Origin of the sequence: Staphylococcus sp. HMSC056G08, from assembly GCF_001812305.1 — a bacterium.
Taxonomy (GTDB): Bacteria; Bacillota; Bacilli; order Staphylococcales; family Staphylococcaceae; genus Staphylococcus; species Staphylococcus simulans.
Genome location: NZ_KV808539.1, coordinates 1 through 550, shown reverse-complemented (window position 1 = coordinate 550; position 550 = coordinate 1). Strand labels below are relative to the sequence as shown.

Sequence of the window (550 nt, the reverse complement as noted above, 5' to 3'; positions counted from 1 at the left end):
TCTTTCTAGGCGCACGCATCAAATATTTTAAGGCATTACCTACGTGATAAAAGACTGGTGCTGATTTATAAGTCTTTCCTACTAACTCAATAATCATTGCTGCTGTAAATTGACCGAACTGGTAATGATTAGGTTGATGTACTGAGTTGTTTTTGCAATCTTCAAAATGTTCAGCTTTCTTAAAAGATATTGGAAGCTTGTCGAAGTAATCCACATCAGTCAGTTCGAACGGATCATCAATACCTTTCAATTTAACTAACAATGATTGTTCATCATTCCTGTTAATTTTCCTAATTACTACACCTGCATGTCCGTCATCTCCATTAGGTCCTTGCACATTCAATCCACGATACTGCCAAAGAATAATCTCATCGCCTACGTGTAATTCTTTTACTTCTCTCATCTAACGCGCCGCCTTTGGATAAATAGATGTGTCCATAAGCCATTGTGTGTATTCATCGCGTGCATATGGTGGCTGCGGTGTACCGTCGTATAACCAAGGACGCTCTTTTCTTCTGCGTGCTTCTGCTTGTTCTTTTTGACGTTCTTT

At 39.1% G+C, this 550-nt stretch carries 1 protein-coding gene; it reads right to left on the bottom strand.

The window, feature by feature from the left end; genetic code table 11:
- Positions 1-403 (bottom strand): DUF3310 domain-containing protein (locus tag HMPREF2846_RS13300; protein ID WP_070626835.1); only part of this gene is annotated, 403 nt, incomplete at its 3' end.
- Between the last annotated feature and the right edge of the window lie 147 nt (positions 404-550).